This window comes from Cryobacterium sp. Y82 (assembly GCF_002929495.1).
GTDB classification, from domain to species: domain Bacteria; phylum Actinomycetota; class Actinomycetes; order Actinomycetales; family Microbacteriaceae; genus Cryobacterium; species Cryobacterium serini.
Genome location: NZ_PJJJ01000024.1, coordinates 36,151 through 57,950 on the forward strand (window position 1 = coordinate 36,151; position 21,800 = coordinate 57,950).

The 21,800-nt window shown below is 66.1% G+C and carries 18 protein-coding genes; 11 read left to right on the plus strand and 7 right to left on the minus strand.

Going from position 1 to position 21,800, the window contains the following annotated elements:
- Positions 1-50: 50 nt before the first annotated feature.
- Together CXY70_RS03075 and CXY70_RS03080 are read right to left on the minus strand one after the other, a co-directional pair.
- Positions 51-4,610 (minus strand): lamin tail domain-containing protein, encoded by a 4,560-nt coding sequence (locus CXY70_RS03075; protein ID WP_104190919.1) that lies wholly within the window; start codon positions 4,608-4,610, stop codon positions 51-53.
- 433 nt (positions 4,611-5,043) lie between these two features.
- Complete coding sequence (locus CXY70_RS03080; RefSeq protein ID WP_104190920.1) at positions 5,044-5,421, minus strand: sterol carrier family protein; 378 nt, start codon at positions 5,419-5,421, stop codon at positions 5,044-5,046.
- 52 nt (positions 5,422-5,473) lie between these two features.
- Between CXY70_RS03080 and purD the strand changes: the two genes are divergently transcribed.
- Positions 5,474-6,748 (plus strand): phosphoribosylamine--glycine ligase, encoded by a 1,275-nt coding sequence (gene purD, locus CXY70_RS03085; RefSeq protein WP_104190921.1) that lies wholly within the window; start codon positions 5,474-5,476, stop codon positions 6,746-6,748.
- A 79-nt stretch (positions 6,749-6,827) separates the two neighbouring features.
- Here the strand turns inward: purD and CXY70_RS03090 are convergent, their stop codons facing one another.
- From CXY70_RS03090 to CXY70_RS03100, 3 genes are read right to left on the minus strand one after another with little or no spacing between them, the layout of a single operon-like run.
- Positions 6,828-8,336 carry an acetyl-CoA carboxylase carboxyltransferase subunit alpha/beta gene (locus CXY70_RS03090; protein ID WP_233205710.1) on the minus strand — a complete coding sequence of 503 codons (1,509 nt, stop codon included), beginning with the start codon at positions 8,334-8,336 and terminating at the stop codon, positions 6,828-6,830.
- A 19-nt stretch (positions 8,337-8,355) separates the two neighbouring features.
- A complete protein-coding gene (locus CXY70_RS03095) occupies positions 8,356-9,564 on the minus strand; it encodes a CaiB/BaiF CoA-transferase family protein (protein ID WP_104190923.1) in 1,209 nt (402 codons plus the stop codon).
- Between the two features lie 37 nt (positions 9,565-9,601).
- The gene (locus tag CXY70_RS03100; RefSeq protein WP_104190924.1) at positions 9,602-10,969 is read right to left on the minus strand and encodes an SLC13 family permease; all 1,368 of its coding nucleotides are present in this window, start codon (positions 10,967-10,969) and stop codon (positions 9,602-9,604) included.
- 127 nt (positions 10,970-11,096) lie between these two features.
- On the opposite strand from CXY70_RS03100, the gene CXY70_RS03105 reads away from it, so the two are divergent.
- From CXY70_RS03105 to CXY70_RS03115, 3 genes are all read left to right on the plus strand, one after another.
- Positions 11,097-11,798, plus strand: coding sequence for a FadR/GntR family transcriptional regulator (locus CXY70_RS03105; protein ID WP_104190925.1), 702 nt, complete (start codon positions 11,097-11,099; stop codon positions 11,796-11,798).
- Between the two features lie 14 nt (positions 11,799-11,812).
- Positions 11,813-12,763, plus strand: a complete 951-nt coding sequence (locus tag CXY70_RS03110) for a phosphoribosylaminoimidazolesuccinocarboxamide synthase (protein ID WP_104190926.1) — start codon at positions 11,813-11,815, stop codon at positions 12,761-12,763.
- A 111-nt stretch (positions 12,764-12,874) separates the two neighbouring features.
- A complete protein-coding gene (locus CXY70_RS03115) occupies positions 12,875-13,726 on the plus strand; it encodes a VOC family protein (RefSeq protein WP_104190992.1) in 852 nt (283 codons plus the stop codon).
- Between the two features lie 54 nt (positions 13,727-13,780).
- Here the strand turns inward: CXY70_RS03115 and CXY70_RS03120 are convergent, their stop codons facing one another.
- Positions 13,781-14,500: a TetR/AcrR family transcriptional regulator gene (locus CXY70_RS03120; RefSeq protein WP_104190927.1), complete on the minus strand. Its 720-nt coding sequence runs from the start codon at positions 14,498-14,500 to the stop codon at positions 13,781-13,783.
- Between the two features lie 96 nt (positions 14,501-14,596).
- On the opposite strand from CXY70_RS03120, the gene kynA reads away from it, so the two are divergent.
- The 7 genes from kynA to CXY70_RS03155 are packed head-to-tail and all read left to right on the plus strand — an operon-like array spanning position 14,597 to position 20,500.
- On the plus strand, positions 14,597-15,451 hold the full coding sequence (gene kynA / locus CXY70_RS03125) for a tryptophan 2,3-dioxygenase (RefSeq protein WP_104190928.1): 855 nt from the start codon (positions 14,597-14,599) through the stop codon (positions 15,449-15,451).
- Positions 15,448-16,347 carry an amidohydrolase gene (locus CXY70_RS03130; protein WP_104190929.1) on the plus strand — a complete coding sequence of 300 codons (900 nt, stop codon included), beginning with the start codon at positions 15,448-15,450 and terminating at the stop codon, positions 16,345-16,347. Before kynA ends, CXY70_RS03130 begins: the two co-directional genes overlap by 4 nt.
- Positions 16,344-17,672 carry a kynureninase gene (locus CXY70_RS03135; RefSeq protein WP_104190930.1) on the plus strand — a complete coding sequence of 443 codons (1,329 nt, stop codon included), beginning with the start codon at positions 16,344-16,346 and terminating at the stop codon, positions 17,670-17,672. The genes CXY70_RS03130 and CXY70_RS03135 overlap by 4 nt, the downstream gene beginning before the upstream one ends.
- A gap of 53 nt (positions 17,673-17,725) precedes the next feature.
- Entirely contained in the window at positions 17,726-18,010 is a 285-nt protein-coding gene (locus CXY70_RS03140; protein WP_104190931.1) for a phosphoribosylformylglycinamidine synthase subunit PurS, read from the plus strand.
- The gene (gene purQ / locus CXY70_RS03145; RefSeq protein WP_104190932.1) at positions 18,010-18,708 is read left to right on the plus strand and encodes a phosphoribosylformylglycinamidine synthase subunit PurQ; all 699 of its coding nucleotides are present in this window, start codon (positions 18,010-18,012) and stop codon (positions 18,706-18,708) included. Before CXY70_RS03140 ends, purQ begins: the two co-directional genes overlap by 1 nt.
- Positions 18,709-18,711: 3 nt before the next feature.
- A complete protein-coding gene (locus CXY70_RS03150) occupies positions 18,712-20,001 on the plus strand; it encodes an MFS transporter (protein ID WP_104190933.1) in 1,290 nt (429 codons plus the stop codon).
- A 37-nt stretch (positions 20,002-20,038) separates the two neighbouring features.
- The gene (locus tag CXY70_RS03155; RefSeq protein WP_104190934.1) at positions 20,039-20,500 is read left to right on the plus strand and encodes a DUF3817 domain-containing protein; all 462 of its coding nucleotides are present in this window, start codon (positions 20,039-20,041) and stop codon (positions 20,498-20,500) included.
- A gap of 97 nt (positions 20,501-20,597) precedes the next feature.
- On the opposite strand, the gene CXY70_RS03160 is transcribed toward CXY70_RS03155, so the two are convergent.
- Positions 20,598-21,800, minus strand: coding sequence for an alcohol dehydrogenase catalytic domain-containing protein (locus CXY70_RS03160; RefSeq protein WP_233205711.1), 1,203 nt, complete (start codon positions 21,798-21,800; stop codon positions 20,598-20,600).

Below are 21,800 nucleotides of genomic sequence, written 5' to 3' on the forward strand. Positions count from 1 at the left end.
CGACCCGATTGGGTGGCTCAACGGGCACTTTTTGCTCTCTCCTGTCCGACTCAGGAGCGGGTGCGCACCACCCGAATAGTGACCACCGCGGTCGCCGCGGCGGCCACGGTACCGAGCAGGATCAGGGCGATCGTCCAGATGGTGAACGGCACCACGTCGTCGACGGGAGTGACCTCACCCACGACGCCGACGTCGTCGGCTGCGGTGTGAGGGGCTGCGGCAGCGGCATCCGTTGGTGCAGCGGCAATCTCTGCAGCGAGCGCCGCGCGCGCTGTGTCGGCCAGGGCCTGCGAGGCGGGCGTCAACGCGGCCGAAACCACCCTCCGCGACGAATCGGACGCGGTGGGCACCGAAACGCTGGGAATCACCGGCTCGGAACTCGTCACCTCGGGCACCACGACCGGCGCCGCGACGGTCAGGGTGCGCACCTCGGAGTACGCGACGGCTCCGTAGGGGTCTTTCGAGTAGGCGAACCAGCCGTGCGTACCAACGCCGGGGTTCCAGCTGGCAGTCACGGTGGTGCCGCTCGCCACCGCCTCGAACACTGCGATCGCGGTTTCGCTGAGGATATCGACGGTGAAGGCATCCGTTGCGAGCTCTTTCTGCATCGACGTCATGCCAAAGGCCGCGTAGGGCACCGTGAATTCCTGGTGCTCCAGGTCGAGGGTGGGGTCGTCGGAGTTGTACGCGTCGAGGTACGGCGAGTAGGTGCGCACGCTAATCTGCTCGGCGGCGTTGTCGAAGTGCAGCAGCCGCAGAAACGACTGACCGCCCTCTGGCAGGCCCTGGTAGTCGAACAGCATCTGGTAGACCGAGCGATCGGGGGTGCCGTCGTCGTTGTCGTCGAACTGGTCGATGCGCGTGAACGCGTCGTGGTAGTGGCCGGAGAAGACCATGGCCACGTTGGCATTCGGCGCGACGACCTCGTCGTAGATCTGCTGGGGTACTGCCCCGAGACCGCCGGTGGTGAGCATATATTCGTGCAGGTTGAGGATGGCGGTGCGCTCGGGATACTGCGCCAGCACCTCGTTCAGCCAGGCGATGCCCTCCGCGCTCGGCGCCCAGCCAAGGTAGAGCATGATGAAGTCGATCCCGCCGGCCGTGATCAGGTCGTAGTGGCCGCGGTTGTCTTCAAAGCTGTCGCCGTACCAGGGGTTGGCCTCGTAGCGTTCGGCCCCGAAATTGGCCTTGTACGCGGCATAGTCGGCATCTTTCTGGCCGACGTCGTGGTTGCCGGCGAGCACGCCGTAGGGCAGCTGGGCGTCGTCGAGCATGCTGTAGGCCGCATTGGCATTGGTCCACTGGTGTTCGGCTTCGAAGTTGTCCACGATGTCGCCGGTGTGAAACAGATACTGCAGGTTGATGGCAGTGCGCTGCTCGAGCAGGTAGTCGTGAATGTCGAGCTGGCGCTGGTAAAACGTGTCGTTGTAGTACTGCGTGTCGGATTCCACGGCGAGCGTGAAGTCGTAGTTCGCCCGCGCGGTGTCGTTCACGTTGTTGACCGGCAGGGCGCTCGACCGGTCCGAGAGGTCAGCACCGGCAAAGCCCTCGGAGTGCTGAATCAGTACGGTCAGGACCTGGTTTTGCACGTGGCCCAGTGCCGGCACCATGGCCTCGAGGGTGAAGGCGGTTGCGCCATCGCCAATCGTCACGTGGCGGTCGAACTCCTCCCACACGCCCGTGCTGAGGTTCTGAACGTAGAGCAACACCTTGGCGTCGGCATTCGCGGTGCCGTCCCAGCGCACCCGCGCGGTGAAATCAGCGCCGGCATCGGTTGGAACGTCCACCTCGAACAGTTGGTAGGGAAACTGAGAGTCTGAGGTGATCGGTTCGACGGCGCCGTCCAGCCGCGCCATCGCGGTGACCTGGTCGCCGGTGAGCAGGGTCTTGGTCGCCCGCTCCGTGCCGTTCGCAATGGCGGTGGTGCCCGAAAAGCCCCGCACGGTGTTGTCGGCAGCGGATGCTGTGAACCCGCGCCGCAGGGTGACGTTCAGTTGGTCACCGGTCGGGTCGGTCGCCCGCGCGCTGAGGTCGAGCGGTCCTTCCTCCACGATGGCACCGTCGAGGGGCGTGATCAGTTCGTTGCCGGGTTCCTCGACCGGGGTGGAGAAGACGGTACTGAGCTCGCCGACGTTGCCGACGTTGTCCCGGGCGGTAAGCAGTAGGGTGTGCTCCCCGTCGGCCAGCTTGATCGACGAGGTTGCGTAGGGCAGCTCGATGGGCAGGCCGTCGAGAGTCGCGACGAGCGTGGCGAAGCCGGCGCCGGCATCCGTCGCGGCACCTTCGAGCATGAATTCACCCTGGTAGAGCTGGCCGGCAACAGCGGTTGTCGTCACGACGGGAGCCGTGTTGTCGACCGTCACAGAGCGCCGCACCATGTCGATGCCGTTGCTCGCGTTTACGCTGTGTGCACCGTCGGCAACCGCGGTGGTGTCCCAGTCGTAGGCGACGGCCTGGTATGCGTCTTGGGGAAGGGTGAAGCTCGCGTTGTAGAAGTCGAGCTTGCCGGCGCTGTCGCCCATGTTGAGTGCGAGGCTGGGGTCGCTATATCCGGTGGGTTGCAGGCTGCGACCGTCGGGCAGAACCAGGCGCATGTTTCGAATCTGAAAGTCGTCGTTGTTCTCGTTCGGGTTGATCTCGGGGGCGACCTTGGAGCCGGCCCAGACGCTGACAACGAGGTTCTCGCCCTGCTTCACGTAGGTGAGCGGCACCGGCGTCGCGATGGTCTCCCAGCCCTCGGGGATGCCGTCGTCGAAGATGCGCAGCACGTCGGTGCCGATGCGCACGCCGTTCTGAAAGAAGGTATTGACGGCGGTGACCTCGAACACGAATTGGGGAGCGAACTCCAGCTCAGGGTTGGTCGGCACGATCTGGTTGTCGATGCTCAAGCTCATGGTGCTGCTGTCTCCAGCGGCCGAGAGCACGGTGTTGCCGGCGACGAATTGGCCGTCGGTGACATTCAGTCGCACCGGTGAGTTGTCGACGCCGGTGAGTTCGACCCGCACGACCGCGGTGCTGGTTTCGGAACTGCCATCACCTGCCGTGAAGTAGTACTCGTACCAGCGCTTGCCGGTGAGGTCGACCCGTTGCAGGTCGTACCGGTAGCCGTCGGCGCCGTCGGTGGACAGGTTTGTGGTCGCGAAGTCGATGTCGATGTTGCTCTTGAGGTGCAACTCGACGGTGCGGGCACGCACGTCGTCGGTGACGGTGGCCGCGAGAGCGAAGTTGACGGCCGGATCGATCTCGGCGAGGGTACGGTCGTCGATCACCGGCGCGGTCGTGTCGGAGGCGACCGTTTTGAGGTCGCTCGGCACCTGCGCCGCGAAAACCTTGCCCGGATTGGCTGCGGCCTTGCCGAGGTTGAGCTGGCGACCCGGGTTACTCCCGTCGTTGCCATACTGAATTCCCTGGTTGGCCTCGACGTCGTCGGCGCCGGCAAGGTTGTAGTAGGCCGTGTTGACGCTGAAACCGGTATTGGTCAAAATCTCGATGCCGCGTGGCGAGCCGTTGGCCATTCCACCGCTGAAGACCTCGACCAAATCCAGCCCCATCCTGAGGTCGGAGCCGAATGCAGCGTTGAAATCCGTGTCGGTAAGGGCGTCGTTCTGGCCGTTCTTGATCCAGAACACGAGGTTTCCGCCGGGGGCGATGACGATGTCGTTCGGGGTGCTCGGCCAGCGCACGGTTGAGCTGTTGGTGAGGTCGGCCAGCGGATACAGGTAGTTGAGCGTGTAGTCCCCGAAGTTGATGGGAGCCGCGGTGGCGTTGTAGACCTCGATGAACTCGCCGCCGTCGGCCGATCCGACGTTGGTGCTGTCCGGCGTGATCTCCGTGATCTGCAGCGGTGCGGTGTCGGCATTGGATGGGGCCGCCGGGGTCGCGCTCGGGGTCGGGGTCGCGCTCGGGGTCGGGGTCGGGGTCGCGCTTGGGGTCGGGGTCGGAGTTGTGTCCGGGGCCGGGTTGCCAGGGGTCGGTGTGCCGAGCGATTGCACCAGCTCCTGCGATGGTGATGTGCTCGTTGCCGGGGCGCCGAAGTGGGCGCTCTTGTCGACGGAGACGGAGCCGGCCGGGTAGACAGCCCAACTGATCGAAGCGTCGGTGCCGTCGACGATGCGGATTCCGCGCCCACCGCCGTTTGCCATACCCGGCTGTCCGGTGATCCGCACCACCGGATACACGTCGGCAGAGCTGGTCTCGGTGGCGAAATGCGCACGGAAATCGGCTTCGGTGAACGCCTGGGTGTTGACGGTCGTGGTGGTGTAGTCGACCCAGAACACCGTGGTTGCCCCGGCAGCGATGGCGGTGCCGCCCGGGATAACGAAGGGTACGTCTTTGGTGCGGTCATCCGAGTCCGTGAAGATGTAGGCCAGGCCGATGCCGGCGGCCGCGAAGTCGATGTCCACGGTCGTCGTGTTCGTGACCTCGAAGAACTCGAAATTGTCGTACCCGACGTTGTCCGGGGTGACTTCGGTGACCAGGAGCGGGGGCAGTGCGGCTTCGGCCGCCGTCGCTGACACCCCTGGTGCAAGGGCTCCGGCGCCCCCACCGATTAACAGCACCAGGCCGAGGGCAAACATCGACGGACGAAATGGACGAGTCGATTTGCGCACGGAGCAGGCCTCTGTTTCATTGGAGCGGTCTCGCTCAAGCTACGGTCGGCACCCATCGCGGACGTGTCTTCCACATGAACAAACGGGGTTTCTACCCCTGCCACGCGTGTCTCGAGGTCAAAGCCTCAGGATGTGGCCCGTCACGGCAGCGCGAGCTTGATTTGCCTGCAGTAGCGAGGCGAGGGTGTTACCTGTGCCAGGTAGATTATTCGACGGGCGTGGCGGCACGGTTTTGGCCGGCGGGGCGCCAAGTTTGGGTGGGGTCAAACGCGAGCGGGCCGCGGATCCAGGGCCGGCCGTCTCGCATGCCGAGTGGTTCAGTGTCGCAGCGAACTGTGCATTATCGAAGAAACAAACGACTTTTCGTCACAAATAAGACTCGCCAGCACTATTGACTCAACGCGAACTTACGTCGGACATGCAAGCTCAACCACTAAGGCAGAGGCAGCACCGGCACATGCCCGATCAGGGTGGCCCTGGACCCGGAGGCGTGGATGGCGCCGCTCGCCAGGCCGTCCGCCCAGGGCAGGGTGCCGGTCGCGAGCGCGAGCCAGGTGGCGGCATCCGTTTCGATCACGTTGGGCGGGGTACCGCGGGTGTGGCGAGGACCGGCGACGCACTGCACAGCGCCGAACGGCGGCACTCGCACCTCGAGGGTGTTGCCCTCGGCCTGTTCGGCCAGCAATTGCAGGGTGTAGCGCACCGCCTGCGCCCGAATGTCCCGGCTCGCGCTGGTTCCAGCGGTTAGCGCGGCGAGGGCCGCCCGCACGGCCGCCCGGCCGGCTCCGTCGTCGATGCGTGCTCGTGCCATGGTTCTAGTCTGCCCGATCCGCCGGGCGCGGGGCATCGGGTAGCCTGAAACGGTGAAAATTTTGGTCCTTGGTTCCGGTGCCCGCGAGCACGCCATCATTACCGCACTGCTTCGAGAGCAGCCGCGACCGAGCGTCGAATGCGCCCCCGGCAACGCCGGTATCGCCGCCGAAGTTGCGGTTGTAGCGCTCGATGCCAACGACCCGGTCGCCGTCACCGACTATGCCGTGCTGAACAGCATCGAACTCGTCGTCATCGGCCCGGAGGCTCCGCTCGTGGCCGGCGTCGCCGACGCCCTGCGCGCCCGCGGTATCGCCGTGTTTGGTCCCGATCGGGCCGCCGCTGCCCTCGAGGGCAGCAAGACTTTCGCCAAGCGCATCATGGATGAGGCCGGGGTTCCCACCGGCCGCGCCGTGCGCGCCGCCTCACTCACCGAGGCCGAGGCCGCGCTCGACGAGTTCGGAGCACCCTACGTGGTCAAGGCCGACGGCCTCGCCGCCGGAAAGGGCGTGCTGGTCACGTCGGATCGCGCCGCAGCCCTCGACCACACCACCTTCTGGCTCGAACACGGCAGCGTGCTCATCGAAGAGTTTCTCGACGGCCAGGAGATCTCGCTGTTTCTGCTCAGCGACGGCCACACCGTGTTACCGCTGTCGCCCGCCCAGGACTACAAACGCGCCCTCGACGACGACGCCGGCCCCAACACCGGCGGCATGGGTGCCTACTCGCCGCTGCCCTGGCTTGACGCCCAGTTCGGCAGCGAGAACGAGTTCGTCGATGAGATCATCGAGACGGTTGCGCTGCCGACCATCCGCCAGCTCGCCACCGAGGGTACCCCGTTCGTCGGGCTGCTCTACTGCGGACTGATCTTGACGGATGTCGGCATCCGCGTCATCGAATTCAACGCCCGCTTCGGAGACCCCGAGACGCAGGTCGTGCTGCCGCGACTGCTCACGCCGCTGTCGGGTCTGCTGTTTGCGGCGGCGACCGGCACACTCGGCACGCTGCCCCGGCCGGAGTTCAGTGCCGATGTGGCCGTAACCGTGGTGCTCGCGAGCGAAAATTACCCCCAGGACCCGCTCGTCGGGCGCGAGATCACCGGATTGGACGCCGCGCTGCGGGTGCCCGGCGTCACGATCGCACACGCCGCGACCGCGACCGCGGGCGACGAAGGCGGTACGCTCGTGTCCACCGGCGGCCGAGTGCTCAGCGTCGTCGCCGTGGGCGCCTCATTCTCCGAAGCCCGCTCCCGCGCTTACGAGGCGCTCGGGCAGGTGTCACTGGAGGGTTCGCACTATCGAACGGACATCGCCGCGCGCGTTGCCTGAGCGAGTCCCCGCCACCGCGCGAAGGGCGATGCCGGGGCCATTGGCGACGAGCGCGCTAGGAGCGTCGCCGACCAGTGGGCTAGGTGCGTCGGCCCATTGCGCGAAACTTCGACACCCGGCGCGTGAGCAGCTCGTCTATGGGCACGCTTGAGAGCGTGGACAGCTCGTACTCGATGGCCGCCGCCATCCGCTGGCAGAATGCCCGTCCTTCCTCGGCTGCATCGGGGCGCTCGTCGACGATATGGTCGACGATCCCATTGGCAAAGAGCGACGCAACGTTCACTCCCTGCGCCTCCGACATGGCCGGGGCGAATTCCGTCGTGCGGTGCACGATGGCGCTCGCGCCCTCTGGCGGCAGCGGTGACAGCCAGGAATGCTGCGCGGCAATGGTGCGGTCGGCCGGTAGCAGCGCGAGCGCCCCACCGCCGGCCCCCTGGCCGAGCAAGACCGACACGCTGGCCGACCGCAGTCCGATGAGCTCGTTCAGGGAACGGGCGATTTCACCGGCCATCCCGCCCTCCTCTGACTCCTTCGACAGGGCGGCCCCGGCCGTATCGATCACGGTGAGCAGCGGCAGGCCGAGTTCTTCGGCGAGGCGCATACCCCGACGGGCCTCGCGCAGCGACCCCGGGCCCATCGTGGTGTCTCGCGACGGCCGCGGGCGGATGTGGCCGAGAACGATGCAGCTCTGCTGCCCGAATCGCGCCATGGCGAGCATGAGCCCCGGGTCGTTTTCGCCCTCGCCCGTGCCGTTGAGCGGGAGCACGTCGTGCGCGCCATAGGCGAGCAGCTGGCGCAGGTCGGGCCGGCGCGGGTTTCGCGAGATTTGAATGGATGCCCATGCGCCGGCAGAGGCGGGGAACACCTGCAACGTCTCCGGGGCCGCCACCGGGGTGGTCGCCTTGCCGGTGAGGATGGTGAGCGCCCGGTCGACGATTTCCGGCAGCTGCTCGGGCGTAACGACAGCGTCGATCAGGCCGTGGTGGAACAGGTTTTCGGCGACCTGCACGTTCTCCGGAAACTTCTTTCCGTAGAGCGCTTCATAGACCCGCGGGCCTAAAAACCCGAGCAGCGCGCCCGGCTCCGCCACCGTGACGTGCCCGAGCGATCCCCACGACGCCATGACCCCGCCCGTGGTGGGGTGCCGTAGGTAGACAAGATACGGATGCCCCGCCTGCCGGTGCGCCCGCACGGCGGCGGTGATCTTCACCATGGAGAGAAAAGCGAGCGTACCCTCCTGCATACGGGTGCCGCCAGAGGCCGGTCCGGCCAGGACCGGCAGCCCGTCACGGGTGGCGCGTTCGATCGCGTCGACGATACGGTCCGCGGCAGAGAGCCCGATCGATCCGCCCAGGAACGCGAACTCGCTCACCACGATCGCTACCCGATGCCCGCGGATCAGGCCCTCACCCGTCAGCACGGATTCGTCACTGCCGCTCTTCTGCCGAGCCTTCACCAAATCAAGCCGGTACGCCTCGTCCGGGTCGGGATCGACAACGGGCTGGTCCCAGCTCGAGAACGATCCCTCATCGAGTACCACCCCAATGAGTTCGGCGGCGCTGAGGTGGCGCGTTTTCGGTTCGGTCACGACGCTTTTGTTCGGCACGTTAGATCCCTTCGACAGCGCGATTGAGCCAGTCACGTATTTCGGTGCCGTGCTGGTTGAGCACCGGCGGGGCGGAGTGCGTGGTGTTGGTCGTCTCGGCCGTGTCGGCGCGTCCGAAGAACCGCAGCGGCGGGCCCGGGAGGCTGATCTTGCCGAGCACGTCATGCTCGACGTCGATCAACAGCCCCTGCGACAAGACCTGGTCCCACTGGTAGACCTCATCCAATGAGCGCACCTTCCCGGCCGGAAGTCCGGCTTTCGCAAGTTTCTGCAGCAGCGGCACGGCATCGAAGTGAGCGAAGGCATCCGCTATCGCCGCTTTGAGGCTCTCCCGGTTGCGCACACGGTGCGCGTTGGTGGCCCACTCGGCTCGAGCGGGATCGAGACCGAACTCGGCCGCGAAGGTGGCCCAGAGCTTCTCACTGCCGATGCTGATCTGCACGCTGCCGTCGCGGCACGCGAACAGTCCATAGGGTGCGATCGACGGATGATGGTTGCCCTGGGCCTCTGGCACCTCGCCCGCCACCGTGGCGCGGGTGCCCTGAAAAGCGTGCACTCCCACGAGCGCGGCCAGGAGCGAGGTACGAACGATCTGGCCCTCCCCCGTGCGCTCGCGCTGCAGTAAGGCCGCGAGGAGCCCGAAGGCGCCGTACATGCCCGAGAGCAGGTCGGCGATCGGAACCCCCACCCGCTGCGGGTCGTCGGGGCCTGACCCGGTGAGTGACATGAGGCCGGCTTCGCCCTGCAGAATCTGGTCGTAGCCGCTGCGGCTCGACTCGGGGCCGTCGTGGCCAAAACCGGTGATCGAAAGGATAACGAGCGACGGGTTCAGCTCGTGCATCGCCTCGGGCGAGAACCCGAGGCGGTCCAGAACACCGGGGCGGAAGTTCTCCACCACCACGTCGGCGCGCAGCAGCAGGTCGCGCAGCACGGCGCGGCCGTCGTCGCTCTTCAGGTCGAGGGCGATCGACTCCTTGTTGCGGTTGCAGGAGAGGAAATACGTGGATTGCAGGTTGTCGTCGGGACCGACGAACGGCGGACCCCAGCCCCGGGTATCGTCTCCCACTCCGGGATTTTCCACCTTGATGACGCGTGCCCCGAGGTCGGCGAGCATCATGCTCGCGTGCGGCCCGGCAAGGGCACGGCTCAGGTCAACGACCAGATAGCCCTCGAGTGGACCACGCGCTCGGGTCTGGGTGTCCGTGCTCATAGTCAGTCCTCTTTCGATGTGCGGTATGCGGGTGCGTCTACAGCCAGCCGGGCAGAACCAGCACCGCCCAGGCAATGGCGGGGCCGGCCACCACGACGATGCCGCTGTAGGCCAGGATCTGCTTGTAGAAGCGGTCCTTGTCGACCTCATCGGGAGCATTGGCCAGCACGAGAGCACCGTTCGTGGAGAACGGCGACACGTCCACGATGGTCGAGGCCACGGCGAGGGCGCAGATCACGCCGATCGCCCCGATTTCGCCGCTGGCCAGGAACGGCACGGCGAGGGGAATCAGGGCGGCCAGGATGGCGGTCGAAGAGGCGAAGGCCGAGACGATGGCACCGATGTAGCAAATGAGCAGCGCTGCCAGCAGGGGCATGCCCAGGTTGGCTACGGCATCCGACACGTATTCGATGGTGCCGGCCTCCTCGAGTACGCCCACGAAGGTGAGCATGCCGCAGATGAGCAGCACGGTCGACCAGCTGATCTTGTTGACGGCACCCTTCTGCGCCGCGGGTGAGACCAGGGCGAGGATGACAGCGATGGTGATGGCTACGAAGCCCACATCAACCTTGAAGCCGAGCGCGATGACGGCCAGGGCGATGAGGCCGGCCACGGTGATCAGCTGAGGAATGCGTTCGGCACGGCTCGGCGCCTCCTGTGCTCCGTCACCGGCAGGGTCGCGAGGGCCGTAGATGCCGGAGCCGAAGCCCTTGAACGCCACGTCGCCACCGGCTCTGGCTCCCACGCTGACCGCCATCCGAGCCTCGGCTGCCTGCTCCACAAAATGGCCGACCCGGCTGGAGAGAAGCCCCCGGCCACCAAGCACGATGAATAGTACGACGGCGATTAGGAAGTTGAAGATGAGGCTCGACAGGAACACCGCCGTGGGGCTCGCGTCGAGTCCCGTAGTCGAGATGAGGCTGTTGACGATCACGCCGTAGACGGCGATGGGCGAGAATCCGCCGCCCTGCGCTCCGTGAATCACCATCATGCCCATGAGCAGCGGGCTGATCTTGTACTTGCGGGCGAAGCCGAGCGCAATCGGCGCCACGATCGCCACCGCGGCCGGAGACAGCGCACCAACGGCGGTGATCACGGCCGTGATGATGAACATGATCCAGGGAATGAGAGCTACCCGTCCACCGACAAGTCGAACCGACCCGCGCACGAGCAGGTCGATCGTGCCGTTGCCCTGCGCGATCGCGAAGAGGTACGTGACCCCCACGAGCGTCAGGAAGAGCCCGCCGGGAAAATTGGCAAGAATGTCGGCGGTCTCCATGCCGAGGAAGACGGCGCCAAGCAGGAAGGCACCAACAAAAGCCAGCGCACCCATGTTGACGGGAAGTAGCGTGGCGGTCAGAAACATCACCGCCAGGACGATGATCGAGATGATGGGAGCGGACATCCTTGTTCCTCCATGATTTTTAAGCGAAAGTGGGCTATTGGCTCACTGGACTAGCCTCCTAGATAGTAGGTGAGTTTGTCAATGCCCGTGTACCCTGAGGGTCACACTTCGATGAGGAGGCACCCGCGTGGCCCAGGACCTTGAACCCCAGCCCCTGTCGCGCGTGTCGAAACCACGGCTGTACGAACAGCTCGTGGCGCAGCTTCTGTCCTATATAGAGTCGGCCCATCTGGGCCCCGGCGACCTACTGCCCGCCGAGCGCGATCTCGCGGAACGTCTCGGTGTCTCTCGCGCCACGCTGGCGCAGGCACTCGTCGCCCTCGAGGTGCTCGGAGTCATCGACGTTCAGCACGGCACCGGCGCCGTACTCGTCTATCGGCCCAGCATCGCAACGGTGATCAAGGGACTCCGTGACCACCGCAACCGGCTGCCGGAAATCGTTGAGGCTCGCAGCACCCTGGAGGTGAAACTAGCCGAGCTCGCCGCGCTGCGGAGAACCGATGCCGACCTGGCGGCAATCGAGAACGCCGTGCAGGTTATGGCCGAGGAAATCGCGCTCGGCGACCGCGGCGCGCAGGGAGACGAGCTCTTTCACCAGTCCGTCACGGCCGCCGCTCACTCCCCCGTCCTCGCCCAGCTCATGGCGTTCATCGCCGAGATGATCCTCGAAACGAGATTGGAGTCCCTGGCCCAGCCGGGCCGGCCCGAGCAGTCCCTGGCCTCGCACCAAACCATCACCGCGGCGATCCGGGCACGAGACGTCGCGGCCGCGAGCGCGGCGATGCTCTCGCACATCAAGCTCGTCTCCGACGTTGCCCTGCTGAAGTAGGAGAGAATACAAGCGTGACCGAATTCGCGCAGCCCACAGCATCCGCCGCCCGCGAACTGCCGGGATGGGCTCATGCCTACTCTGGCAAGGTGCGAGACCTGTATATTCCGACCGGCGGCACGACGGATGTCCCGGCCGACCTGGCGAGCGCCTCCCGCGTGCTCGTGGTCGCCAGCGACCGAGTGAGCGCGTTCGACCATGTGCTGGAGCCGGGCATCCCGGGCAAGGGTGAGCTACTCACGACCCTCAGCCTGTGGTGGTTCGACCGGTTGACCGGCATCCCCAATCACCTCGTCGCCGACCACGAACAGCTCGGAAGCACCGTGTGCGAGCTCATCCCGGCGCCCGTCGCTGGCCGGGCAATGCTCTGCCGCACCCTCGACATGTATCCAATCGAATGCGTTGTGCGCGGGTACCTGACGGGCAGCGGCTGGAAGGAATACGTCGAGTCCCAGTCGGTGTGCGGCATCAAGCTGCCGGCCGGCCTGCAGAACGGCGACCGCCTGCCGGAACCCATCTACACCCCCGCGTGGAAGGCTCCGATGGGCCAGCATGACGAGAACATCACGTTCGAGCGCACGATCGAACTCGTCGGGGCGGGCGTTGCCGCCGAACTCCGCGACCTCTCGCTCACCCTCTTTGCCACGGCCGGAGCGATCGCCGAGAAGACCGGCGTCATTCTCGCCGATACCAAGTTTGAATTCGGCGCCGATCGGCAGACCGGCACGACAGTGCTCGCCGACGAGGTGCTCACGAGCGACTCCAGTCGGTACTGGGACGCAGAAGCCTGGCACACCGGCACGACGCCCGACGAGCGCATGGCGAGCTTTGACAAACAGATCGTGCGCGACTGGCTCGCCGCCCACTGGGACGGTACCGGCGCCCCGCCCGAGCTGCCGTCCGAGATCGTGGAGCAGACGGCTGCCCGCTATCGCGAACTGCTCGAGCGCCTCACCGGCGCCTGAGACGCAAACTGCCGTCCGGATGCCTGGGGATAGCGGAATAGCCCGGGCAACGCCTGAGTTGTGCCTGCTGTGACTCTAAGCGCGAAGGACCTGCTGGCCGCCGACACCGGAATGGGCGCGGTGACCCTGCGCGTGGGCAACCTCGACGCCATGATCGCCTATTACCGAGACGTCGTAACGCTCGAGTTACAGAGCCATGACGGGCCGGTCGCGGTGCTCGGGCGCGGCCAGACACCGCTCGTTATTCTGCAGCACGCGCCCGAGCTCGCCGCGGCTGAACCGCGCTCGGCTGGGCTCTACCACTCAGCCATTTTGTTCGACACGCAGGCCGACCTCGCTGCCGCCGTGTACTCGATCGGCACGAAGTCCCCGGGAACCTTCACCGGCAGCGCCGATCACCTGGTCAGCCAGGCTTTCTACTTCACCGACCCGGAGGGAAACGGCATCGAGTTGTACTGGGACCGCGACCGCACCCTGTGGAGTTGGACCCACGGCCAGGTAGAAATGGCCTCGCTCCACCTCGACCCGAACGCCTTCATTTCTGAGCATCTGTCGGCGGCGCCGAGTGAGGGCCGCGCCGTCGTCGGTCACGTGCACCTCTCGGTCGGAGATGTCGCGAGCGCTCGCGAGTTCTACGTGAACCGTCTCGGCTTCGAGGCGACCGCAAACTTTGGTCCTTCCGCCCTGTTCGTCTCGGCCGGGGGCTACCACCACCACATGGCCATGAATACCTGGGAGAGCTCGGGCAGCGGCAAGCGCCGCCTGGCGCTGGGTCTTGGGGAGATCAGCATCATCGTGCCCGGCGCCGACGACATTGGCGCTCTCAACGAGCGGATGACCCACTACAAAGTCCCCACCAGTCACGACGGGCAGACCCTCGCGTTTGACGACCCGTGGGCCAACCGCATCCGGGTGCGCGCCAGCGGTGCGGCATCCGCTTCGGACCCGGTCGCGACGCTCTAGCACCGCGGGCAGCACCGCGGGCAGCACCGGGGACGCCGACGTGCCTGCGACGAATCAGCGTGCGGCGCGAGCGGCGCGACGGGTGAGCCCGTGCACGGTGGCCTGGTAGTCCTTGATGTTGAGCGGGCGGCCGGGCAGCTTGGGCCGGGTCGCGTCGGCCACACGCAGGCCGTCGAGCACGATGGAGAGCTGCCGACGCCACTGGCCGGCATAGCCGGCGCCGAGGCCGCCCAGCGATCCGACCATAGTGACGAGCACAGCGAGGTCGACCGCGTCCACGTCCCGGCGCAGGGTTCCGTCCTTTTTCGCGCGGGCCACGAGACTTGCGATGAAGCCGTCGAACTCGGCGGCGGGTCGCGCCGACGGGTCCAGTTGGGCCATGCGGCGCAAAATCGGCGGCAGCGCCGGTTCAGCGACGAGCCATTCCGCAACCCGTTCGGTGTAGATGACGAGCGCCTCCCACGGGTTGGGCGCCGCCTCGATCTCTCCGCGCACCGCGTGCAGTTCGGCGAGGGCGAGGTCGTAAAGCGCTCGCACAAGGTCGTCTCTGGTCGGAAAGTTGCGGTACAGGGTCGCCACGCCAACCTCGGACTGACGCGCGATCTCCTCGAGTGAAGCATCGATACCGTGCTGCGCGAACTGGGCGCGAGCCGACACAATGAGGCGGTCACGGTTCAGCCGGGCGTCGCGACGACGAGGCGGCACGGGTGCAGACTTCTCGGGTGCAGACGGGGTTGGCACGCCATCCTGAGGCTTTCGGGTCGGCGGGGTCATGAGCTCCAGTCTAGAACTTCGGCCGGCACGGTTCGCTTTAGTGTTGCGCCCATCGCTGCAACCTGCGCACAATTTGAACAAGCCGAACGGAACCCGATGACTCTCAAGAACAACACTCGCGAATTCGACCCCAAGATTGTCACCGATTTTCGAGAAAAGATGAGCTACGGGGCCTACCTCGACCTGCCCACGCTGCTCGATGCGCAGAAGCCGGTCAGCGTTCCGGAACACCACGATGAATTGCTCTTCATCATCCAGCATCAAACCACAGAGCTCTGGCTCAAGCTTGTGCTCCACGAACTGCACGCGGCCATCGAGGCACTGCGTCAGGACCAGCTCGCGCCAGCCCTGAAGGGTATCGCCCGGGTCAAGCATATTCAGCGCACCCTCACCGAGCAGTGGTCGGTGCTCGCCACCCTGACGCCCACTGAATATGCCCAGTTTCGGCACTATCTCGGCAACTCCAGCGGGTTCCAGTCGTATCAATACCGCGCGGTCGAGTTCGTGCTCGGCAACAAGAACCGCCGCATGCTCACGGTTTTCGAAGCGGATGCCCCGGCCCACGCCCTGCTGACCGCAACACTCGAAGCGCCCAGCCTCTACGACGAGTTTCTGCGCTATTTGCACCGGGACGGCTTCCATATTCCGGCCGATGTACTCGAACGCGACGTGACCGAGGCTTGGACATTTCGCCCAGAGCTCGTGCAAACTTTTCGCGGAATCTACGAGAATGCCAGCGAACACTGGGCCGCCTATGAGGCCTGCGAGGAACTCGTCGACCTCGAAGACAATTTTCAACTCTGGCGGTTTCGCCACCTCAAGACGGTGCAGCGCATCATCGGCACGAAGCAGGGCACCGGGGGGTCGAGCGGCGCGGCCTTTCTGCAAAAAGCTCTCGAACTCACCTTTTTCCCAGAGCTGTTCGCCGTACGCACGGAGATCGGCGCGTGACCACTCATTTTCTGGTCGGTCGAGGCTCGGTGTTGCCGGGCTTTCTCGACGCGCACGTGCACCTCGCCCTGATCGACGCAACTCTCTTGCCCGGTGGCGGAATCGCTCGGGCGTTCGACCTCGGCGGCTGGCTGCCGGACGGTCTCAACACTGCTATGCCCGATTTGGCATGCGCACACCAGTTCATCACTGCTTTCGGCGGCTACCCTCTGCGTGCCGGGTGGGCCGAGCCCGGCTGGAGCTGTGCGGTCGCCTCAGCAGCGGACGCCGCCATCGCGGTCGATCTGCAGGCGGCAGCCGGGGCATCCGTTCTAAAAATCACCCTGAACTCACTGGCCGGGCCGGTGCTCGGCACCGAGGCTCTGGCCGCGGTCGTCGGCCGGGCACACGAGTTGAAGCTGCCGGTCGTCGCACACGCCGAGGGTGCGGGACAGGCCGATCGCGCGTTTGTGGCCGGAGCGGATGCCTTCGCCCACACCCCTTTTTCGGAGTGCCTCCCCGACGATCTCGTGACCGCGATGGCCGCACGCATGACCTGGATCAGCACGCTGGACATTCACGGTTGGGGTCGCCCCACCCCCGCATTTGAGATTGCGAGCGACAATCTGCGTCGGTTCCATGCGGCCGGCGGCCGGGTGCTCTACGGTACCGATCTCGGCAACGGGCCACTCCCACTCGGTTTGAACTCCCGTGAGATCACGGCGCTGCTTGGCGCCGGACTGTCCCCCGACGACGTCCTGACCGCGCTCTGCTCGCCGGCACCGCTCGGCCTGACCCTGGCCGACACTCGGGTCACATTTATTCCGGGCGAACGACCACGTAACCCCGAAGACTTCGCCGACTGGCTCGTCACCGCTCGCGCCCTCACCCGTTTTGAACTGGAGGTTCTCGCATGACACCCACTATGAACGGTGCGAATAGCCTCGATGTCCCCCTCGCTTTTGCCCGGCGGATGGACCGCATTGACGGTCTGGCGCACTTTCGCGCCAGGTTTCTGGGAACCGACGCCGACGCCGCCAACCCACGCGCCTACCTCGACGGCAACTCGCTCGGACGCCCGCTGCGGGCCAGCGCCGAACGCATCGCCGACTTTCTGCAACACGACTGGGGCACCCGGCTCATTCGCGGCTGGGACGAGCAGTGGATGGAACTGCCCTTGCAGATCGGTGACGACCTCGGCCTGGCCTGCCTCGGCGCCGAGCCCGGGCAGGTTTTCGTCGGTGACTCGACCACCGTGTTGCTCTACAAACTGGCCAGGGCCGCCGTGGATTCACGGCCGCGACGCACCGAGATCGTGCTCGACAGTGACAACTTTCCCACCGACCGCTACGTTTTGGAAGGCATCGCGCGCGAGCGCGGCCTGACACTCCGGTGGATCGATTCCGATACCGAGGGCGGGGTCACCGCCGAACAGGTACGCAGCGTCGTCGGCCCGCAGACCTCGCTCGTGCTGCTCAGCCACGTGGCCTACCGCTCCGGCTACCTCGCCGACATGCAGGCCATCACGGCCGTCGCGCACGAGCATGATGCCCTCGTGCTCTGGGATCTGAGCCACTCGGTCGGGTCTGTTCCAATCGAACTCGACCGCTGCGACGTGGATCTCGCGGTCGGCTGCTCCTACAAATACCTGAGCGGGGGCCCGGGGGCTCCGGCCTTCGGGTATGTGAAAAGCGACCTGCAGTCCGTGCTGACCCAGCCGATTCAGGGGTGGATGGGTTCTCAAGCCATCTTCGAGATGGGGCCGGGGTACCGGCCGGCCACCGGCATCCGTCGATTCATGAGCGGCACGCCTGCCGTGCTGGGTATGCTCGCCATGCAGGACACCATCGCCATGCTGGGCGAAGCCACGATCGGGGCGGTACGAGCCAAGTCGGTCGCGCTGACCGAGTTCGCGATCACGCTTGTTGATGACTGGCTTGCGCCGATGGGGGTCACCGTTGCCTCGCCGCGCGAGCAGACCCACCGCGGCGGGCACGTGACCATCAACCATCCGCTTATGCGCGAGGTCACGAAGATTCTGTGGGACAACGATGTGATCCCGGATTTTCGGGCACCCAACGGGCTGCGGCTCGGCCTCGCCCCGTTCAGCACGAGTTTCGTGGAGACCTACGACGGGGTGGCCGCCGTGCGCGACGTATTGCGCGGCATTTTGCTCGGCCAGAGCGGCGTAGCAGAGTCGGCCCACACCGAGGCGGGCCAGCGCGGTCGACCCGGCCTATAGAATTATAGGGATTTGCCACGACTATAAGCCCCAGACTGTATGCGGAGTGCCCTGTGCCAACGATCGTCGTCGAAGTAATGCCCAAGGCCGAGTTGCTTGACCCCCAGGGCAAGGCCGTCGCCGGCGCCCTCGGTCGCCTCGGTCAGACCCAGTCAGCGCTGGCAAACGTCACCGGCGTGCGCGTCGGCAAGCGCTTCGAGATTTCCATCGAAGGTGAAGCGGATGCCGACGCTTTAGCCGCCGTGCGCGAGCTCGCCGACACGGTGCTGTCCAACTCCGTGATCGAAGATGTCGTCGGCATCCACGTGCAGGACGCCCCCTCGTCAGCGGTCGCCTGATGCGCATCGGCGTCGTCACCTTTCCCGGCTCGCTCGATGATCGCGACGCTGCGCGCGCGATTCGCCTGGCCGGCGCCGACGCCGTGTCCCTCTGGCACGGCGACCACGACCTGCACGGTGTCGATGCCCTCGTGCTGCCGGGCGGATTTAGCTACGGCGACTATCTGCGGGCCGGAGCCATCGCGAGCCTCTCACCGATCATGACCGAGGTCATCGACGCGGCGAACAAAGGCATGCCCGTGCTCGGAATCTGCAACGGATTCCAGATGCTCACCGAGGCCCACCTGCTCGACGGCGGACTCATTCGGAACGACAAGGGCCGCTTTATCTGCCGTGACCAGGGCCTGCGCATCGAGAACAACGCGAGCGACTGGACGAGCGAGTTCTCCGCCAACGCCGAGATCGTCATTCCACTCAAGAACGGCGAGGGCTCGTTCATGGCCTCCGACGAGACCCTCAAGGCACTCGAGGGCGAGGGCCGCATCGTGGCCCGCTACATTGGCGGCAACCCGAACGGGTCGCTGAACGACATCGCCGGCGTGACCAACGCCCGCGGCAATGTCGTCGGCCTCATGCCGCACCCCGAGCACGCCGTCGAGGCCGGGTTCGGCCCCGACACCGACGATGCCATGGCGAGCGGCGTCGACGGCCTGACTTTCTTCACCTCGGTCATCGCCGGGGCGCTCGTCGCGCGCTAGCCCATGCCGGGCCCCTCCGCGCAACCCCCCACCCGTGTGCGTCGAGCTCGCACCGGCGTGGGGGTGCTGTTCTTCACCAATGGGGCTCTCTTCTCCAACCTCTTGCCGCGATACCCCGAGATCAAAGCCGACCTCGAACTCACCAACGCGGCGTTTGGCTTCGCTGTCGCCGCGTTCCCCCTCGGGGCGCTCATCGCTGGGTTGACGGCCGGAGTACTGGTTCGCCGCTTCCGCTCGTCTCGAGTGGCGATCGTGGCCACCGCACTGACGGCCACCGGAATACTTCTGGCCGGAGTTGCCCCCGTCTGGGTTGCTCTCGCCGCCGGCCTCTTTCTCGCCGGAGCGATGGATTCGATCACCGACGTCGCGCAGAACTCGCACGGCTTACGAGTGCAGCGGCTCTACCAACGATCGATCCTGAACTCCTTCCACGCGGTGTGGAGTGTTGGAGCGGTGTGCGGTGGCATCCTCGGCGCGGTGGCGGCGCAACTGGCAATCCCGCTGTCCGCTCACCTCACCGCCTCAGCCGTTCTGTTCAGTCTCATGGCGCTCGTTGCCTACCGATTGCTCCTGGATGGTCCGGAACCTTCCGAGGTCACCCCGTTTCTGGCTCCGGAAAACAGCCGACCGAAAGCAGCCGGGCTCACGCTGGGATCGTTGGTTAAATACGCGGTCCTCGCCGCGCTGGTCATGATCGCGGCATCGGGCGCTGTCGTGGAAGATGCGGGAAGCTCCTGGTCTGCGATCTACCTGTCGAATTCCCTCGGCGCATCGGCATTCGTCGCGGGTCTCGGCTTCATCGCCCTGCAGGGGATGCAGTTTGTCGGGCGGATTTTCGGGGACCGACTGGTGGATCGCTTCGGCCAGCGCGCCGTGGCTCGCACCGGCGGCGTGATCGTCTTTGTCGGAATGGGCGTTGCCCTGATCTTCCCGACAATCGTCGGAACGGTGATCGGATTAGGCCTGGCCGGGCTTGGCGTAGCAACGCTCATCCCGGCAGCGATGCATGCCGCCAATGAACTCCCAGGGTTCAAGCCCGGCACGGGCCTCACGATCGTGAGTTGGCTCCTGCGGGTGGGGTTTCTCCTGTCGCCGCCGCTCGTCGGTGCGATAGCAGATGCCTCGTCCCTCCGATTCGGCCTGCTCATTGTTCCGGCGGCGGGGCTGCTCGTGGTGCTGTTCTCTCCAGTGCTGGCCAAGGTCGTCCAACAGCCCCGCTCGACTCGTGCGCCTGACCCTGACCAACACCCGGCCGCGGATGACCTAAAAGATCAGGCTCATCCTCGGGCGTAGCTTTCGCCTACCGTCTACCAACTTCTGGAGTATTTTCGTGTCTCCCCGCTCGTTGTACCGCTTCGTGTCCATTGCCGAGGCGATCACCTGGTCGCTGCTGATCATCGGCATGCTACTGAAATACGTCGTACGGGCCGGCGAGTGGGGAGTGCAGATCGGCGGGTTCCTGCACGGTCTCGTCTTCATCGCCTACGCCATGACGGCCGTCTTCATTGGTGTCAACCAGCATTGGAAAGCCCGGCTGATCGCCCTGGCCTGCCTCACGGCGATCATTCCGTTCGCGACGATTGCCTTCGACCGGGCCCTCGAACGCCGCGGGGCCCTCGACGGCGGCTGGCGTTCCACGCGCACAAGCGATCTACGCGACCACACCCGGCTCAGCGCCCTGCTGCGCTGGATGCTGGCCCGACCGGTCCTGCTCGCCAGCATCATGGGTATCGCGCTGGTGTCGATTATGGCGACTCTGCTCACGATCGGTCCACCCGGCGCCGGCAGCTAGCGCCATTATTGGTCACCGCACCGGTAACCGGTCGGTGCCCCCACGATGACTGGCGCGTCCACCAGTAGCTGGCGCGGTGAAGAACGACCGGGGTGACTCAGCCGAGCGTCGCGGGTGGCTGCGGGGTGATGCCGACACGGGGGTGCCGCGCGATGGCGGCCAACGCGAGCGCAGCATCCGCTTTCTCGAGGGGGAACGTCGTTCCGACGAGGGCCGAGAACGGATGCCGGTGCCACGCTCCGCTGAGATAGGTCACGGCTTGCTGCAGGTCGCCCGGTGTGTAGTTGTGCACGCCGCGCACGGTGATCAGGCGGCGCACGATCGACTCCGGGTCGAGCAGCACCGGCGCCCCGGGTGAGACGCTGCCGACCAGCACGACCACGCCGCCGGTACCGATCAGGTCTATCACCGTTTGCACGGCTGACCGCGCGCCGCTCAGTTCGAGTGCGATCGTCGGCTCGGCAGCACCCGCATCCTGTAGTGCGGCGAGAACGCTCGCAACCCCGGTCGGCGATTCGCGCGGCGCCTCAGGGTCCGCGACCGCTGCGGCCCCGAACGCGAGCGCGAGCTGCCGGCGGGCGGCGTCCGGGTCGCTGACGACCACGACGGCGCCGGCGTCCGTGGCCATCGCGCAGGCCGTAACGCCGAGCATTCCCGCGCCGGTCACCAACACGGTGGCTCCGGCCAGCGGCACGAGAGCGGATGCCGCCAGAAGCGCCGCGACAACCGTGGCGGTCGCGCAGGAAGCCGGGGCCAGGACCGTGGCGGGAACCTGCTCGTCGACGACGACGACCGCGGTCCCGGCGCGCACCTGCACGTGGGTGGCGAAACCTCCACTGAGTTCCCAGCCGCGCTGCATCTGTTCGTGGCCGTATTTGACCACCTCGAGGCACTCCTGGGGCAGGCCACGACGGCAGCGCGGGCAGGTTCCGCAACTTACGGCGACAGACCAGACCACTCGTTGCCCGACCCGCAGGGGCATTCCATTTGCTGCATATGATCGTTCGGTGACGGCGACGATGCGGCCGATCTGCTCGTGCCCGAGCACGAGCGGTTTGGCAGACGAACGGTGACCGAGCACTGTGTGTACGTCGGAGCCGCAAACCGTGGCCAATTCAACTTCGACCAGCACGTCACCGGGTCGCAGCAGCACGCCGGGTACCGCCACGCATGCGAGCGGCTGGCCAACCCCCGACCAGACCATGGCCTCTGCGGCGCGCGGCAACACCACCTCACGTCCGACTCCGCGGGTGAGGGCTGGCAGCGTCAGGTGTTCAGCAACTGAATCGTGTTCGGGCAT